Origin of the sequence: Cytobacillus praedii, from assembly GCF_001439605.1 — a bacterium.
GTDB lineage: Bacteria > Bacillota > Bacilli > Bacillales > Cytobacillaceae > Cytobacillus > Cytobacillus praedii.
Map to the genome: position 1 here is coordinate 38,803 of NZ_LMBX01000018.1, position 16,791 is coordinate 55,593.

The window sequence follows — 16,791 nt, forward strand, 5'->3', positions numbered from 1 at the left end:
TTTTATCAATATATTGAAAAAAATGATAACTTATCAAAAAAGGAATAAAAATTGACATGTGCTCTTTGTTTTTCTATAATTTATTTAGAATTCAAGATAAATTAATTCATCATTATAATTAAAAAGGATTTGGATAAAGATGAGTTCTGATCAAGTCAACCAATCATTAAAATTATTTATTGTGCTGTCACGTGCCTATCGCGCAGTAAATGAGAATGTTAACAAGCTTATTCATTCATATGGACTTAATCCTACTGAGTTTGCAGTTATGGAGCTTCTTTACCATAAGGGAGATCAGCCCCTGCAGCAAATTGGCGGGAAAATTTTGTTAGCAAGCGGAAGTATAACGTATGTAGTAGATAAGCTTGAACAAAAAGGATTGTTAAAAAGAGTTGCCTGTCCTAAAGATAGACGTGTTACGTATGCTCAAATTACAGAGAAGGGCAAGTCCTTTATTGAGGATGTATTTCCTGATCATGCTAAGCAAATTGATATGCTTATGTCCGGACTTTCGGAGGATGAAAAGGAATCAGCAATTATGATTCTGAAAAAGCTGGGATTATCACAGTCTAGCTTTGAATAATAAGCGAGTGAAAGCACGGCCAACGAATGGCCGTGTTTTTAATTTTTATATTTTCGCTGCCTTTTGCAGGAAATTATTTAAGGCTGTCGAAATATTTTAAGTGGATTATTAATTAGTGTAAACAAAGGGGGCAATCGAATGAGTTTTACGAGTTATACATATAGCCGTCCAAATATGGATGAGATCAGCAGTCAATTTGAATCAGCTATTAAGAAGTTTGCTGAAGCGACTTCAGCAGACGCACAAAATCAAGTGATGAAGGAAATCAATGATATTAGAAATGACGTTGGGACAATGTTCAATCTTTGTTATATTCGCCATTCAATTGATACAAATGATGAGTTTTATAAAGCCGAACAGGATTATATGGATGAAATTCAGCCTGTAATTGAAGGATTTGTTACTAAGTATGCTAAAGAACTGGTTAAGTCTAAATTTCGCCCAGAGTTAGAGGAGAAGTGGGGAAGTCAGTTATTTGCTTTAGCTGAAGCACAATTGAAGGCTTTCTCGCCAGAAATTGTGCCCCTACTGCAAAAGGAAAATAAACTTTCGTCTGAATATACAAAATTAATTGCGTCAGCAAAAATTGATTTTGAAGGGGAAGAACGTACGCTTGCCCAAATGGAACCATTTGCAGAATCTACTGACCGTGAAGTAAGAAAGCGAGCAAATGAGGCACGCTTCGGATTTTTAGCTGAAAATGAAAATGAGCTCGACCGAATATATGACGAGCTAGTAAAAATCCGTACGGAAATTGCTCAGAAACTTGGGTATGATAATTTCGTTGAGCTTGCCTACTTGCGAATGATGCGCACGGATTATGATGCAGCAATGGTGGCGAAATTCCGCGATCAAGTGAAAGAATTTATCGTGCCAATGGCAACAAAGCTTAAAGAACGCCAAAGAGAACGTATCGGTTTAGATAAACTGAAGTATTATGACGAAGCTTTTAACTATAAGACTGGGAATGCTGTTCCAAAAGGAAGCCCGGAGTGGATTGTTGAAAATGGGCAAACCATGTATGATGAGCTTTCTAAAGAAACAGGTGAATTTTTCTCCTATATGAGGGAAGAGGAATTAATGGACCTTGTTGCGAAAAAGGGGAAAGCTGGCGGGGGCTATTGTACATACATTGAAAATTACAAAGCGCCTTATATTTTCTCGAACTTTAATGGGACGTCTGGCGACATCGATGTTCTTACTCATGAAGCAGGGCATGCCTTCCAGGTCTATTCCAGCCGGCACTTTGAAATCCCGGAATATAATTGGCCAACGTATGAGGCATGTGAAATTCATTCAATGAGTATGGAATTCTTTACATGGCCATGGATGGAAAAGTTCTTTAAAGAGGACACAGAGAAGTATAAATTTTCACATTTAAGCAGTGCATTGCTTTTTCTTCCATATGGGGTAGCTGTTGATGAATTCCAGCATTGGGTGTATGAAAATCATACGGCTACACCATCTGAAAGAAAGTCTGCTTGGCGTGAAATTGAGAAGAAATATATGCCGCACAAAGACTATGATGGCAATGTATATTTGGAAAATGGCGGTTTCTGGCAACGCCAAGCACATATTTATAATTCGCCATTCTATTATATTGATTATACGCTTGCCCAAATTTGTGCCTTCCAATTTTGGAAGCGTTCAAGAGATAACCAAGAAGAAGCGTGGAAAGATTATGTCCACCTTTGCAGTTTAGGCGGCAGCAAAGCATTTACAGGCCTTGTAAAAGAAGCAAACTTAATTTCTCCTTTTGAAGAGGGCTGTGTAGAGTCAGTTGTTGGAGTTATTGAAAACTGGTTGAACTCGGTGAATGATAAAGAATTATAAAAAAAAGGTCTGGGCATGTTCCCAGACCTTTTCCCTTTTAAAAATCCTTATGGAAGTAACTGAATCTTTACTTCTCCATCCTGAAGAATGGCATGAAGCGGATGTTCGCCATGATGATCGATAATAAAATCAGCTAATTTATCCTCTAATTGATCTTGAATCACTCTTCTTAATGGGCGAGCACCAAATGCAGGGTGGTATCCAAGCTCAGCTAGCTTTTCCTTCACATCGTCTGAAACCGAAAGCTGAATGTTTTGTTCATCCAATGTTCCTTGAAGTTCATTGAGCATCAGTTCGACAATCTCCAGTAAATGTTCCTTTTCAAGTGAGTTAAACTCGATAATGCTATCAAATCGGTTTAAGAATTCTGGTTTAAAGAAATTTCCTAAGGAGTCTAAAATACTAGCTTCTTTCATTACTTCGCTGTTCAATGCAAATCCGACATGTATTTCCTTGTGCTGAACACCCGCGTTGCTTGTCATAATAATGACAGAATCTTTAAAGCTGACTGTTCGGCCCTGACTATCAGTCAATCGTCCATCCTCCAGAATTTGCAGAAACATATGCTGAACATCTGGATGCGCCTTTTCAATTTCATCTAGAAGAATAATGCAATAAGGATTATGGCGAACTTTTTCAGTCAGTTGGCCAGCTTCTTCATGTCCAACATATCCTGGCGGTGACCCAATGATTTTTGAAACACTATGTTTTTCCATATATTCACTCATATCGAGGCGAATCATCGCGTCTTTTGATCCAAATAGTTCTTCTGCAAGTGTTTTTGTTAGCTCAGTTTTCCCGACACCTGTTGGACCAACAAACAGGAAGGATCCAATCGGACGATTCTTTGCTTTTAATCCGGCACGGCTTCTGCGGATTGCTTTTGTTACTTTTTGAACCGCTTCTTGCTGTCCAATTACTTTTTGTGACAAGTTTGCCTCAAGACTTTGCATTTTCAATTGCTCATCATCCATTAATTTGCCGACAGGAATCCCTGTTTTCTTTTCAATGATGTCTTGAATATGTTTAACCTCAACAAGCGGACGTGAGGAATGATCCTTTTTGTTTAAGGCTTTCTCTAGCTTTAATTCTTCTTCGCGAAGTTTAGCTGCTTCCTCATATTTTTCTTCTTCTAACACAATTTCTTTCTGTTTATTAATTTCAAATAATCGTTTTTCGATTTGATCAGACGATGCAGTGTCAGAAAGTAAATTAAGCTTAGAGCCTGCTTCATCCATTAGATCAATGGCTTTATCGGGAAGGAAACGATCCTGAATATAGCGGCTGGACAATTGGACACATGCATGGATGGCCTCATCTGTAAATGATACTTCATGATAATCTTCATATTTCGATTGAAGACCTATAAGAATGTTAATGGCTTCATTTTCGGTTGGCTCTTGTATAAGGACTGGCTGGAATCGGCGCTCAAGTGCAGGATCTTTCTCAATTTGGCGGTATTCCTTTAAGGTAGTTGCTCCAACGACTTGAAGTTCTCCTCTCGCTAAAGCAGGTTTAAGAATATTTCCAGCATCCATTGATCCTTCGGCAGAACCTGCTCCTACTAGTAAATGAATTTCGTCAATAAAGAGAATAATATTCTTTCTTTCTTGTAATTCACTAATTAATTGTTTCATTCTTTCCTCAAATTGACCGCGAATACCTGTATTTGCAACGAGAGAAGCCACATCAAGTAAATAGACTTCCTTGTTCAATAATTTTTTAGGCACTTTTCCTTCTGAAATAAGCAGAGCAAGTCCTTCGGCAATCGCTGTTTTACCCACACCAGGTTCTCCAATTAATACAGGGTTATTTTTATTTCTTCTATTTAATATTTCAATCACACGGGCGACTTCCTCATTTCTCCCGATGACAGGATCAATTAAGCCTGCTCCTGCAAGCTGAGTTAAGTTCCGTCCAAATTGATCAATAAAACCTCCAGAGCGCTTCTTGTTCCTTTTATTTTCCAATGAATGCTGATTTTCTGCTGAGCCTTGAGAAGGCATCATTTGTTGAAAGAAATGTTCAAATGGCATTTGATTAAAACTTGAAAAGCTGTTCAAATTAGAACCAAAGGAGGTCCCAATCTTGTTTTTTTCTTCTTGATAGCAGTTTTGGCAAAGAAATAAATTACTTTCATTTCCATTTAGGCTTACTTTAAATTTAATATTGGCATCGTTTTGCTGACATTTTTGACAAAGCATATTGAAAACCCTCCTAAAAATTTTGACTTTGACTATATTTGACTTTATGAACTTATTATACTTTGACCTTTTTTGACTTTCAAGTATTTTGTTTTGGCAAAGAAATGAAAGAAAAAGCTCGTCTTAGTTTGTTCTTGTGTTCATATATTGGTTGGGAAGGAGGAGATTTTAGTGAAAACAAACTGGGGTGCAGCCTTTCAAATTGCTGCCGTCTATGTAGGAACGGTAGTCGGTGCAGGGTTTGCAACTGGTCGGGAAATTGTAGAATTTTTTTCTCGGTTTGGATTTATCGGTTTCATATCAATCTTAATGAGTGGCTATATATTCATTTTTCTCGGATCGAAAGGAATGAGAATAGCAGCTCGTATTCAGGCGACATCCTATCAGGAATTAAATGAGTATTTATTTGGAAGGTTCTTTGGTTCAATTATAAATGTACTCATGCTTTTGATGCTGTTAGGTGTATGTGCTGTTATGCTAGCTGGAGCAGGAGCGGTATTTGAAGAGCAGTTGGGACTTACAAAGAGTCTAGGAATATTTTTAACGATTGGATTATCCATTATTGTTATGGTCGTAGGAATTAAAGGCTTGTTTGCAGTCAACACTTTTGTTGTTCCAATGATGATAGCGTTTAGTTTTTTTCTTATGATTCTCTCCATGAAACTTCCAAACTTCATGGAACAGCTTTTATATATCCCATTTGCTGAAGATGGGTGGAAAGCAGTGGTTGCTCCTTTTTCATATGCGGCCCTTAATTTAACATTAGCCCAGGCTGTTTTAGTGCCGGTAGCGGCAGAAATAAAAGATGATCGGACGATTAAGTGGGGAGGCATCCTTGGTGGGGCAGCTTTAACAATTATCCTCATTTCAAGTCATATGACATTAGTGATGCTCCCGAATCTTGAAAGCTATGATATTCCTATGGGAGTTATAATGAGGACGGTTGCTTCTTCCTTTTTCTGGATTTATGTATTAATTATATATGGAGAAATATTTACATCGGTTATTGGAAATGTGTTTGGGGTTGAACGGCAGGTGAGAAAATATATATCTATTCCGAGTATTGTCATCGTTACAATTATTTTTGTGATTTGCTATTTCATTAGTTTCATCAATTATGGGACACTGCTTTCGTACTTGTATCCTCTTTTCGGGTATATAAGTATAATTTTTATTGTATTATTATGGATGAAGCCTTTTGAAGAGAAAAGAGACCTGAAATAATTCAGGTCTCTTATTACTTAATTAGTTTTACCAGCTTTAATTGTCTTACCCATTTGCAGGAAGGCATCACTGTAATCTGAAACTTTTTTCGAGAAGATTGTAAATTTAAAAGGCTGCTCTCCGTTTTTAATAATATATGCAGTAACGATATCCTCATCTGTTGAGGATTTCATTGCAATTGAATCTTTAAAGAAATCTTCACTTGGTACATCAACTGTTTCTACTTCTTCATTGACTGCAGCAAGCTGTGCTTTAGTGTTTTCTACAATTGTATCCCATTGCATATCAGTTGGGAGGATTTCAATTCGCATAAAAACTTGGCCATTTTCTGATAAGTATAGGCTGTCTTTATTAGGCTCCTCTGCAGTTAATTCATATTCGGGAAGCACATATAAAGAATAATTCTGATTATCGCTTTCCTTTAGAAAGGCAGTTTCTTCTTTCGTCTCCCCATTCACCTGGTATTTAATAGTTTGTTCTGGATTTCTGGGACTTGCATCCTCAGTGTTTTCTTCTTCTAATCCTGTTTCTTCATTTTGATTTTCGTCTGCGCCATTATTATTTGTTGCTGCATTTTCATTTTGTTCTACCTGTTCAATGTCTTCCGATGAGGCAGCACCATTTGTACCGTCGTTATTGTCATCACTTGTACCACATCCAGTAAGAATGACACCAAGTATACCTGTTAAAAGAATCCATTTTGCAATCATTTTCATTTTGTTTACCTCCCGTTGTGACAAATCTTTCTTTCAAAAGAGTAGACTTAAAATATAACAAAAGAGTTACATTGCTTGTCCCCCTTTGATTCATACATTAACATTCTTGCATTTATACAGGCAACCTATTTTCATAAATAAGTACTAATAGAATGGAAAAATGAGAAATAATAGTAAATCAAACACTAAGTGGGAAACAATAACTAAAGGCATACTCTTCTTCCATAAGTATAGAATACCCCAATATATTCCTGCAATAAAAGCAGCGAATGCAAGAATCCAGTGGGTGGAGTATAAATGAACAGACGCATATAGAATGGATGAAAGGAAAATGCCAGCAGGAATAGATGTTAATTTCAATACTCTTTTTTGGACAAAACCTCGCCAAAAAACTTCTTCACCTGGCACGGCTATTAATATGAGAACGATGTAATGCCAAAGCATGGATGGAGAATATCGTCCATATAATTTTGAAATTTCCTTTGAAAAAGGGAGGTTTAGCAGCTCAATTAAGCTGTTTCCAACCCAAAATATGCCGAATAAAAGGATTCCAGAAAGGACTCCATATAAAATATAGGAAAAAAATGATAATTGATCCTCAACTTCTTCATTTAAAATGGAATAACTTATTAAAAACAAAAGTGAGGCTGTGAAAATATACCAGAATACTGCTTTGTCTTGAAAAGTGAAATACATTAATACATGTGCTAATAGTAACCCGATTATTAGTCGAAAATCGGTTGTAAGTTTCTTCAACCGTACAAACTCCTTTCTAATACTCCTCCTGTGCAAGTCAGAACCTCTATTTTTATGTAATAACAATCTTATTTTAACAAAAAGAAAACTTGAAATGGAAGGGAAAAGGTTATCCGTGAAATTTCCAAAACTAAAATGGACAAAAAATGTTCATCCTATTAGTGAAATGAAAGGGGTGAGAACATGACGAGAAATAAACGTGAAAAAGAACGTGCCTGGACAGTAAGAAAGCAAGACCAAAACCCTCATGGAAAGGTAAAATCACTTAAAGAGCTTTCACGTGAAAAGGATTAGATTGGAAAGCTTGAAATAAAAAATAAAAAGCAGCGAAGCGCTGCTTTTTATTGGGATTTTGTATGCGTTTTCAAACTATATTACAAATGGGCTTATTTAATTACTTTATAGTTTTTATGATTAACAACTGTTCGTTGTTCCAGTTCAAGATCGCGGTAATTATCCATATAGGATAAATCGACAATAACAGAATTTTCGTTCACCTTTTCGACAATTCCTTGTAGACCTTCACGAAATTCAATGATGTTGCCAACCTCTGCTCTCTTCAAATGCCTCTCTCCTTTTCATAATTAATTCTATAAAATGATTACTAACAGTTTGCACTAATTTTGTTCATTCGTAAAGAATAATGTGTTTTTTTGGACTATTTTTCAAAAACTAGACAAGATTTTACACGTTCCAGATAAAATTAATTTTTATCATGAGGGTTACACGTGAATGAAAGTGCGATAAAATAAGTAAAAATATATTATGTAAAGGTGTATAGAAATGAAAGAAGAACTTATACAGGAAGTACTGGAAAAATTAAAGAACGGTGAACTGACAGAATACTATGTTTCTAAGGAGGATTTTCTTCCTATTCAAAATGTGCTTGTGAAACGTGCAGATTTTAAATACTTCAGAGGTATCGCTAAAAGGGGAGGAGATGTCCTTTACAGATATATGGAATCACCGCGGAGTTAATACGCTGTTTTTATGAAAAGACACTTGAACTATCCTTCAAGTGTCTTTTGCTGTCTTAATACAAATTAATTGTATTTTTAATTTTCAAAATAGACAAAAATACTATATATTAATGATAGTGGAAAAATAATCCTACTAGGAGGGACTATGAAAGACTTAGCTAATCTTCAAGAGGAAATTGGAAAGGTAATGATAGGTAAAGAAAAAGAGGTTGAACTGTTTGTTATTGCATTATTATTTAACGGTCATATTTTAATGGAGAGTGTACCAGGAACTGGAAAAACAATGCTAGCTAAAACTTTTGCGAACACGATAAATGGGGTATTTTCAAGAATTCAATTCACACCAGATGTTTTGCCTAGCGATGTAACTGGAATCCAATTTTTTAATCCAAAAAAACAGGAATTTGAATTTAAAACAGGTCCAATTATAGCTAATATAGTCCTTGCTGATGAAATTAACCGAGCAACTCCAAGAACACAATCTAGTTTGCTTGAAGTGATGGAGGAAAAGCAGGTGACTATTGATGGGCATACGATTCGAGTGCCAGATCCTTTCATGGTAGTAGCAACTCAAAACCCTGTAGAATCGCAGCAAGGGACATTTCCTCTGCCGATCGCACAGATGGACCGTTTCTTTATGAAGCTGTCGATGAAATACCCAAATTTGGAACAAGAGAGAGAGATGCTCCGTGTTTCTAGGGAAGTAACTCCTGCAAACAAAGTCACTGCAATCATAACAAGTGATGATCTTGGAAAGTTGAGAAATAAAGTGAAGGAAATAAGAATAGATGATGAGGTTGAATCCTATCTCCTGGAAATTGTAAGGAAAACGAGAGAGCATCCTTCCATTGAATTAGGTGTTAGTCCGCGCGGGACAATAGCTTTATTGAAGGCATCTCAAGGAAAAGCGTTCATAGAGGGGAGGACATTTGTGATTCCTAATGACATTAAAGAGATGGTTCCTTACGTTTTAAGCCATAGAATATTCCTGACAACGGAAGGGTCACTGACAAAAACACCAGATAAAGTTCTAGATGAAGTCATTGAATCGATTCCGGTTCCAGTTGAAGCAGGAGCATAAGGATGGAATGGAAAAAATACTCAATAGAGGATAATTATTTATCAATTACTGCGTCATTGGCTTCATTTTTATTTCTTGTAAGCTTTTATTTTCAGTCCTGGTTAGTTTTCTTAACAGCGGTAACGATATTGATTTTTATCTTTGCTAATTCATTTTATTTAAAACATATAGGCGAACATCTTCACCTAGAAAATCCATTGCAGAGAAATAAATTTTTTCCAGAAGAAAAAGGGGAGTGGACATTAACCTTTTCGAATAAAGGATTCCCTATTATGAAGGGGATTGTCCGAATATATTTTGATGATATTGTTAAGCCAATAGATGGATTTGGGCAGACGATAGCTGGTCAAATTGAATTAAATGTCCCTTTTTCGCTGAATTATAAACAGATAAGTACCCTTACTATTCCTTTTACAACTAGAAAAAGAGGAGTTGCAAAGATTAGACGTATCGAATGGCATATCCCTCACTATTTCGGACTTGGAGAAACGGTATTAGAATATAAAGGCTTATTCATGCAAGAGGCACTTGTTTACCCCATGCCAATCCCAGTGAAAAATATCCGTTCTTTCCTCTCCATCCGTCCTGGGGAGTCATTTGTTTCGCATTCACTATATGAGGATTATTTATCACCTTCTGGTACAAGAGAATACGTCTATTCTGATAGCTTTAACAGAATCAATTGGAAGGCTAGTGCGAGGATGCAAACATTGCAGACAAAAGTTTTTGATCGAGTTGCAGACGCGGGCTGTCATTTGTCGCTTAATTTAGCTGATAAACACGCGATTACGAGTAAGCTCGAACAATTATTAAGCAGTGTGGCAGAATTAGCTTATTATTTTACAAAGCAAAATATCCCGTATTCACTTTGTATTAATATGAGATTCGCAGGGACAATTCCATTTTATTATATTCCTGCGGGTTCTGGGAAAGAGCAGCTGCAAAAGGTACTTGAGGCGCTGGCGATTGTTGATCAGCATCCATCCATTTATCCTTATGAAAAGATGCAGTCTTTTTATTATCATCACTTGGCCCAGCTGCCTTATTATATACATGGGGGGAAAAGTTCACCCCGCTCAGAAGAATTATTCAGCCTAATCAAAAAAAGAGGAGCAACCCTGTTAGAGATTTTTCCTAATGATATGGATGCAGTGCTTAAGTTAAAGCAGTCCCCTGTGTATGAAGGGGTGGCGAGATGATAAAGCGCATTTGGAATGTGATGTATCTACTAATAATCGAAATTATTTTTGGGGCATTTCTTTTCTTTCCCTTTTATGCTTTTAATGAAAAAAAGGTTTCACTGTTTTTCTATTTTATATTCATGATCACAAGCTGCCTCATTTTTACCTTTTTGCTGGAAAAGTATAAAGAGAAGGGAAAACTAATATTTTTGGTGCTTTTGTTACCTGCTATGTTAATCGTGTGGCATAGCATAGGGTTTCCAATTATTTTTAGCCTCTTTATAAGTTTCCTGGTGTTTTGGCGAACAATTTCACATGTGAATGAACAGGATAAACAAAATCAAGGAAAATGGTTATTATCTTCAATTCTTCTTGGGATCTTTATTCTTTTCATTGGAGCTGCCACCTCTCCGGCTAACATCGCTACAATTAGTGGATTAATGATCACACAAGTCCTATTTATTATCATCGGTGGATTTCTAAGGCGCTGGCTTGATTTAGATACGAAGACAACTAATAAAAAGCAATTTTTACTCCCATTTTTATCGATTATCTTGATCATAGGAACCGCAGGATTGCTAATAACTGTTGGGAGAACTTTCTTTAAGGCACTATTTTTTTCAGTGCTAAATCTAGGGGTTTTTTTCATTACTTTCTTGACAAAGCCTTTTTTTTACTGGGCGGAATCACAGGATTGGTCAAAAAAGATTGCTGAGATGCTAGATAGCAAAGATCAAGGAGGATCTGAAGAAACAGCTATTATTATGGATGATCTAGGACAGAATGCTTTTCTAGATCCAACAGTTCTTGCAGTCATTCTTTTTATAGCTATCTTACTTTTCTTCTTTCTATATATTTATAAAAAGAAGAGAAAGGATATGAGCGAGGGGGAAGTGTGGCCTGCTGCTGCATTTTTTACTGAGAGTTCTTTTTTGAAAGAAGAGACAGGTATTTTTCGAAGGAGAAAGAAAATCCCGCCTTCAGATCCAATTCGAAAAGAAATATTTGATCTTGAGCGTTTTGCCAAAAAGATGAATTTAGGAAGGCGATCATTTGAAACACTGCCTGAATGGATGCATCGAATTGAGATGATTGATTCAGGTGATATCATTTCCGTTTATGAAAAAGTGAGGTATGGCGGTTTTCGATATTCAAAGCAAGAAGAAATATATTTTCTCAAAAGGATCGAAGAGAAAAAACGTGAGTTAAAAGAAATGATGAAATCCTCCAAAAAATCTAATCAATCTTAAGAAGTGTATTACGACTGAGATTATTAATACATGAAATAACAAACATTGGAAAAAATAAAATATAAGTATGGGTACATGTGAATATACAAATATCCGTAATGAAGAAAAGGAGTTTGATCGAAAAATGGTTGAAAAACAATTTACAGTAACAGCAGATACTGGTATTCATGCTCGTCCAGCTACATTATTAGTTCAGGCAGCAAGTAAGTTTAATGCGGATATACAATTAGAATATAAAGGGAAAACAGTGAATTTAAAATCAATAATGGGAGTCATGTCTCTCGGTATCAGTCAAGGTGGAGAAATCAAGATTTCTGCAGATGGCAATGATGAGCAGGAGGCGATTGCCAGCTTAGAAGAAACACTGAATAAAGAAGGTTTGGCTGAATAATGAGTTTCTTGAATGGGATAGCTGCGTCAAGTGGGATAGCCATCGCAAAGGCCTATCGATTAGTCGAACCTGATCTGTCTTTTGAGAAAAAAACAATAAAAGATTCTATGGAGGAAATTGCACGCTTGCATACAGCGCTTGCAGCTTCTAAAAGTGAATTGGAAGTTATTCGCGACAATGCACTAAAAAAACTAGGTGAAGATAAAGCTGCAATCTTTGATGCACATTTACTCGTTTTGAGTGATCCAGAGCTTATCCATCCGATTGAAAACACGATGAAAAATGAGCTAGTAAATGCAGAGTATGCGTTAAAAGAAACCGCAGATATGTTTGTGAAAATGTTTGAACAAATGGAAAATGAATATATGAAGGAACGTGCTGCAGACATTCGCGATGTAACAAAGAGAGTGCTTTCTCATTTACTTGGTGTGCAAATGGCGAATCCTAGTTTGATTGCAGAAGAGGTAATCATCATTGCCGAAGATCTAACCCCTTCTGACACAGCACAGTTAAATAGACAATTTGTTAAAGGATTTGCAACTGATATTGGTGGAAGAACTTCTCATTCTGCAATTATGGCCCGTTCTTTAGAAATCCCAGCAGTAGTCGGTACGAAGGATTCTACTGAAGTCATTCAAAATGGGGACTTGCTTATTGTGGATGGGGTAAGAGGGCTTGTTCATATTAATCCAACACCTGAAGTGGTTGCCAAATATGAAGAAGAATTAAATAGTCATGAGATTCAGAAGTTAGAGTGGGCAAAGCTTGTAAATGAAAAAACGTTCACGGCTGATCAATTCTTTGTTGAGCTTGCAGCCAATATTGGAACACCTGATGACCTTGAAGGTGTAATCAATAATGGCGGGGAGGGAATCGGTCTATATCGAACTGAATTTTTATATATGGGCAGAAGTCAGCTGCCAACGGAAGAAGAACAGTTTGAGTCGTATAAGACAGTTTTAGAAGGTATGTCAGGAAAACCGGTGATTGTACGAACACTCGATATCGGCGGAGATAAGAAATTACCTTACTTAAGTCTGCCTGAAGAACTTAATCCGTTTTTAGGTTTTCGTGCTATTCGCTTATGTTTGGAGCAGCAGGACATGTTTCGTACCCAATTGCGAGCATTGCTTCGAGCAAGCTCATATGGCAATTTGAAAATTATGTTCCCAATGATTGCAACTCTTGACGAATTTCGCCAAGCTAAGTCCATTTTAGAAGATGAGAAGCAGAAGTTAGTAAGTAAAGGAGAAAAGGTTGGGGAAAAAATCGAGGTTGGCATAATGGTAGAAATTCCGTCTACAGCTGTTTTAGCTGACCAATTTGCAAAGGAAGTTGACTTTTTTAGCATTGGAACGAATGATTTAATTCAATATACAATGGCTGCAGACCGAATGAATGAAAGGGTCTCCTATTTATATCAACCGTATAACCCGGCAATATTGCGATTAATTAAAATGGTTATTGATGCAGCTCATAAGGAAGGAAAATGGGCTGGCATGTGCGGGGAAATGGCTGGTGATGAAATCGCTATCCCATTGTTATTGGGACTCGGACTAGACGAGTTTTCAATGAGTGCTACGTCAATATTAAAGGCACGCTCACAATTACGGACTTTAAATAAAAAAGAGATGGAAAAGCTTGCAGCAGAAGCTTTAAAAATGGGAACGGCTGAAGAGGTTGTACATGCGGTAAAAAAAATTTAAAATTTATTTATTATTAGGTTTAATAAATTAATTAATCGGGTATTGCTTAAATAAGCACTTATATTGAACATGTAAGCTGCTCAAACAATTTCCCCCTTTTTTAAACTGACTCAAAAAAGTCAGTTTATTTTTTTTGGACTTTCAGGTTTATCTGCCAACTGAAAAGGAAAAGGTAGGGAAAAGGAGGGCAATATATGAGCAGAAAAGCGGTCCGATATCTTCAAATGATCTTCATCATATTTTCGCTTGCCATTACTGGCTGTTCGGTTAACAGTCAGGACTCGATTGTTAATAGTCATGCTGAAGCTTTTTTGACTAAAAATAATGAACTGCAATTTCGATTTAAGATTAATGAAAAGATTTTAAATGGAAAAGAAGTTTACAAAGTAAAAGTTTCAATTCATAATGACAGACTTGCTTCAGCATTAGGCATGAGTGAAATCGTGTATGGAGCTAGTGCAAACTTAAAGGGTGAGTACATAGAAGCCGATAATAAAAATAATTATATTTTTATGAACCCTATTCCTTTAATAAAGGATTTGCATGTTTATGAAATTGAAGAGATGATAATCAGTAAGGATGCGGTATCAGTTGAAGTATATAATGATGAAGAAGTTTTCGCAAAAGCGTTCTTAACCAATTTCTCTTCACAGTTGTAGTGTTTAATTCAATTTTTAAGGAAATACTAAAGAAGCGCATGAAATATGGAGAAGGACTAGGCATCTTGCCTAGTCCTCTTTTTTGTAGGAGCGATCAAACGGTTTGATTTATAAAAATGTAAAACAGTGCTAATATTGAAGTGAAAGTTCAGATATTTACAGCGGAAGTCGATTGGACGAAAAAGGGGGATCAATCATGTTACATAATAAAGATACAATTATTGGTTTTATTGGCACAGGGGTAATGGGAAAGAGTATGGCTGGGCACCTGCTTAATGCGGGATATCCGTTAGTTGTATATTCACGCACGAAAGAAAAAGCAGAGGATTTGATTGGTAAAGGGGCGAAGTGGGCAGCATCGCCAAAAGAAGTGGCTGAAATAGCCAATATTATTATTACAATTGTTGGGTATCCTGCTGATGTAGAAGAAGTTTATTTAGGGGAAAATGGCATTATCCCTAATGGCAAGGAAAATACTTATATTATTGATATGACGACATCCACACCAACATTAGCGACTAAAATATATACGGAAGCGAAAAAGAAAGGGATATTCTCATTAGATGCTCCTGTTTCAGGCGGGGATATAGGTGCGAAAGAAGGAAAACTATCAATTATGGTTGGGGGAGAAGAAGAGGCATTTCTGGCAATGGAACCAATATTCAAACACTTAGGAACAAATATCGTTTATCAAGGCAAAGCAGGATCGGGTCAACATACAAAAATGTGTAATCAAATTGCGATCGCTTCCAACATGCTTGGTGTTTGTGAGGCAATTGTATATGCGGAAAAAGCAGGGCTGAATCCTGAAACTGTTCTTAAAAGTATTTCAACTGGTGCGGCTGGGAGCTGGTCCTTGTCGAATTTAGCACCGAGAATGATAGATGGGAATTTTGCCCCAGGCTTTTATATTAAACATTTTATTAAAGATATGAATATTGCTTTACAAGAAGCTGATGCAATGGGCATGGAAACACCTGGACTTGCTCTAGCGAAAAAAATGTACTCAGAGCTTGCTGAAATAGGAGAGGAAAATAGCGGAACACAGGCATTGTATAAATATTGGGATCGATAATGAATAATCATCTCCCTATTCAACAATAATATATATGATTATTGGAAAAGGGGGATATATGATGGCAAAAAAGTCAAAAAAGGATGATCCGAAGCAAAAAAATAAAAAAGGCTTTGACTCAGCTGTACTTGATGCAGAATTCTCACATGAATTCGGAAGTGCAGCAGCAAATAAACTTCATAAAGAGAAAGCGAAGAAAGAAAAAGCCTCAAAAAATAATGGCAAATATGAGGGACAATAAAAGTGGTGAGCGAATAGCTCACCACTTTTATTATTTGTTTTTTCATTGTGGATATAGGAAAAAGTATATATAGTAAAACTTAACACTTCCAATAAAATGGTATAATAGTAGTGTTAATAAATTGGAAATGTTGAGTATAATAAAGGGAGCTATAAAGATAGTTAAAATGGTTCAGTCCTTTTCCATTCTTTATCAGCTAATTATATATTTGTTTTTGGAGGGTATGCAGTGGAAACAATCTTAGAAAAACAGCCATATGAAGAAAGAAAGGAGTACGGTGGGTTCTGGATCCGGTTTGCAGCTTATTTAATTGATTCAATTATCGTTGGGATTCCTCTTGGTATTATTTCAGTCATTATTTATACGCTTTTTATTCTACCAACTGGTGCATTTGAATTGTATGCAGATCCCGCATATATCAATCAAGATCTATCGGATGAACAGGCTTTATTATTTTTAGGATCATATCTTGGCGCAACTGTCGTTATAATCTTGCTTTGTTGGATTGTAGCTATTGCGTATTTTGCTGGTTTACATGCATCTAAATGGCAGGCGACTATCGGGAAAAAGCTTCTAGGTTTAAAAGTAACAGACCTGCATGGAAATCGAATCTCTTTTTGGAGATCCTTAGGCCGATATTTATCCCTTTCTTTTTTATCGGGGATTTTTTGTATCGGATTTATTATTGCTGCTTTTACAGAAAAGAAACAGTCTCTTCACGATTTAATTGCAAGTACAATCGTATTAAAAAGATAATTGGTTTGCTAAATTAATCCATTTGAACGTGCTGCGCTGATTATTATCGTGCAGCATTTTTATTTTTCTAGTAGGTTTAAGAGAAAACAAGCCTATATTCCTATAAAATTTTTTCATCAAAAATAATTATTCGTGATATAGTAATAGGTATAACT

At 36.3% G+C, this 16,791-nt stretch carries 18 protein-coding genes; 14 read left to right on the forward strand and 4 right to left on the reverse strand.

What is annotated here, in order from left to right; all coding sequences use genetic code 11:
• The first annotated feature begins 139 nt into the window (after positions 1-139).
• On the forward strand, positions 140-583 hold the full coding sequence (locus tag ASU02_RS17915) for a MarR family winged helix-turn-helix transcriptional regulator (RefSeq protein ID WP_057766145.1): 444 nt from the start codon (positions 140-142) through the stop codon (positions 581-583).
• Positions 584-721: 138 nt separating this feature from the next.
• Positions 722-2,416, forward strand: coding sequence for a M3 family oligoendopeptidase (locus ASU02_RS17920; RefSeq protein WP_057766147.1), 1,695 nt, complete (start codon positions 722-724; stop codon positions 2,414-2,416).
• 47 nt (positions 2,417-2,463) lie between these two features.
• Here ASU02_RS17920 and ASU02_RS17925 read toward each other — a convergent pair whose 3' ends face one another.
• Positions 2,464-4,620 carry an ATP-dependent Clp protease ATP-binding subunit gene (locus tag ASU02_RS17925; protein ID WP_057766149.1) on the reverse strand — a complete coding sequence of 719 codons (2,157 nt, stop codon included), beginning with the start codon at positions 4,618-4,620 and terminating at the stop codon, positions 2,464-2,466.
• A 171-nt stretch (positions 4,621-4,791) separates the two neighbouring features.
• On the opposite strand from ASU02_RS17925, the gene ASU02_RS17930 reads away from it, so the two are divergent.
• Entirely contained in the window at positions 4,792-5,844 is a 1,053-nt protein-coding gene (locus tag ASU02_RS17930; protein ID WP_057766151.1) for a YkvI family membrane protein, read from the forward strand.
• Positions 5,845-5,861: 17 nt separating this feature from the next.
• Here ASU02_RS17930 and ASU02_RS17935 read toward each other — a convergent pair whose 3' ends face one another.
• Positions 5,862-6,560 (reverse strand): hypothetical protein, encoded by a 699-nt coding sequence (locus tag ASU02_RS17935; protein ID WP_057766153.1) that lies wholly within the window; start codon positions 6,558-6,560, stop codon positions 5,862-5,864.
• A gap of 144 nt (positions 6,561-6,704) precedes the next feature.
• The gene (locus ASU02_RS17940) at positions 6,705-7,316 is read right to left on the reverse strand and encodes a CPBP family intramembrane glutamic endopeptidase (protein WP_057766156.1); all 612 of its coding nucleotides are present in this window, start codon (positions 7,314-7,316) and stop codon (positions 6,705-6,707) included.
• 183 nt (positions 7,317-7,499) lie between these two features.
• Between ASU02_RS17940 and ASU02_RS27030 the strand changes: the two genes are divergently transcribed.
• Complete coding sequence (locus ASU02_RS27030; RefSeq protein ID WP_232426288.1) at positions 7,500-7,610, forward strand: DUF6254 family protein; 111 nt, start codon at positions 7,500-7,502, stop codon at positions 7,608-7,610.
• A 92-nt stretch (positions 7,611-7,702) separates the two neighbouring features.
• On the opposite strand, the gene ASU02_RS26020 is transcribed toward ASU02_RS27030, so the two are convergent.
• A complete protein-coding gene (locus tag ASU02_RS26020) occupies positions 7,703-7,879 on the reverse strand; it encodes a YkvS family protein (RefSeq protein ID WP_082631855.1) in 177 nt (58 codons plus the stop codon).
• Positions 7,880-8,099: 220 nt separating this feature from the next.
• Between ASU02_RS26020 and ASU02_RS17945 the strand changes: the two genes are divergently transcribed.
• The 10 genes from ASU02_RS17945 (at position 8,100) to ASU02_RS17990 (ending at position 16,636) form a co-directional block, all read left to right on the forward strand.
• Positions 8,100-8,294: a hypothetical protein gene (locus ASU02_RS17945; RefSeq protein WP_057766158.1), complete on the forward strand. Its 195-nt coding sequence runs from the start codon at positions 8,100-8,102 to the stop codon at positions 8,292-8,294.
• Positions 8,295-8,441: 147 nt separating this feature from the next.
• A complete protein-coding gene (locus ASU02_RS17950; RefSeq protein ID WP_057766160.1) occupies positions 8,442-9,377 on the forward strand; it encodes an AAA family ATPase in 936 nt (311 codons plus the stop codon).
• Positions 9,378-9,379: 2 nt separating this feature from the next.
• Complete coding sequence (locus ASU02_RS17955) at positions 9,380-10,576, forward strand: DUF58 domain-containing protein (RefSeq protein ID WP_057766161.1); 1,197 nt, start codon at positions 9,380-9,382, stop codon at positions 10,574-10,576.
• Between the two features lie 275 nt (positions 10,577-10,851).
• Complete coding sequence (locus tag ASU02_RS17960; protein ID WP_157684537.1) at positions 10,852-11,808, forward strand: hypothetical protein; 957 nt, start codon at positions 10,852-10,854, stop codon at positions 11,806-11,808.
• A 124-nt stretch (positions 11,809-11,932) separates the two neighbouring features.
• A complete protein-coding gene (locus ASU02_RS17965) occupies positions 11,933-12,199 on the forward strand; it encodes a phosphocarrier protein HPr (RefSeq protein ID WP_057766165.1) in 267 nt (88 codons plus the stop codon).
• The gene (gene ptsP, locus ASU02_RS17970) at positions 12,199-13,905 is read left to right on the forward strand and encodes a phosphoenolpyruvate--protein phosphotransferase (RefSeq protein ID WP_057766167.1); all 1,707 of its coding nucleotides are present in this window, start codon (positions 12,199-12,201) and stop codon (positions 13,903-13,905) included. Before ASU02_RS17965 ends, ptsP begins: the two co-directional genes overlap by 1 nt.
• A 194-nt stretch (positions 13,906-14,099) precedes the next feature.
• A complete protein-coding gene (locus tag ASU02_RS17975; protein WP_057766169.1) occupies positions 14,100-14,564 on the forward strand; it encodes a hypothetical protein in 465 nt (154 codons plus the stop codon).
• A gap of 196 nt (positions 14,565-14,760) precedes the next feature.
• Complete coding sequence (locus ASU02_RS17980; protein WP_057766171.1) at positions 14,761-15,639, forward strand: NAD(P)-dependent oxidoreductase; 879 nt, start codon at positions 14,761-14,763, stop codon at positions 15,637-15,639.
• Positions 15,640-15,700: 61 nt separating this feature from the next.
• Positions 15,701-15,880, forward strand: coding sequence for a hypothetical protein (locus ASU02_RS17985; RefSeq protein ID WP_057766173.1), 180 nt, complete (start codon positions 15,701-15,703; stop codon positions 15,878-15,880).
• Positions 15,881-16,108: 228 nt separating this feature from the next.
• A complete protein-coding gene (locus tag ASU02_RS17990; protein ID WP_057766175.1) occupies positions 16,109-16,636 on the forward strand; it encodes an RDD family protein in 528 nt (175 codons plus the stop codon).
• Positions 16,637-16,791: the final 155 nt, after the last annotated feature.

Coding starts and splice junctions, on each gene's coding strand:
- ASU02_RS17950 (WP_057766160.1), top strand. CDS start 8,442: ATGAAAGACTTAGCTAATCTTCAAGAGGAAATTGGAAAGGTAATGATA.
- ASU02_RS17955 (WP_057766161.1), top strand. CDS start 9,380: ATGGAATGGAAAAAATACTCAATAGAGGATAATTATTTATCAATTACT.
- ASU02_RS17945 (WP_057766158.1), top strand. CDS start 8,100: ATGAAAGAAGAACTTATACAGGAAGTACTGGAAAAATTAAAGAACGGT.
- ASU02_RS17920 (WP_057766147.1), top strand. CDS start 722: ATGAGTTTTACGAGTTATACATATAGCCGTCCAAATATGGATGAGATC.
- ASU02_RS17925 (WP_057766149.1), bottom strand. CDS start 4,620: ATGCTTTGTCAAAAATGTCAGCAAAACGATGCCAATATTAAATTTAAA.
- ASU02_RS17915 (WP_057766145.1), top strand. CDS start 140: ATGAGTTCTGATCAAGTCAACCAATCATTAAAATTATTTATTGTGCTG.
- ASU02_RS17935 (WP_057766153.1), bottom strand. CDS start 6,560: ATGAAAATGATTGCAAAATGGATTCTTTTAACAGGTATACTTGGTGTC.
- ASU02_RS17985 (WP_057766173.1), top strand. CDS start 15,701: ATGGCAAAAAAGTCAAAAAAGGATGATCCGAAGCAAAAAAATAAAAAA.
- ASU02_RS17965 (WP_057766165.1), top strand. CDS start 11,933: ATGGTTGAAAAACAATTTACAGTAACAGCAGATACTGGTATTCATGCT.
- ASU02_RS17975 (WP_057766169.1), top strand. CDS start 14,100: ATGAGCAGAAAAGCGGTCCGATATCTTCAAATGATCTTCATCATATTT.
- ASU02_RS17980 (WP_057766171.1), top strand. CDS start 14,761: ATGTTACATAATAAAGATACAATTATTGGTTTTATTGGCACAGGGGTA.
- ptsP (WP_057766167.1), top strand. CDS start 12,199: ATGAGTTTCTTGAATGGGATAGCTGCGTCAAGTGGGATAGCCATCGCA.
- ASU02_RS27030 (WP_232426288.1), top strand. CDS start 7,500: ATGACGAGAAATAAACGTGAAAAAGAACGTGCCTGGACAGTAAGAAAG.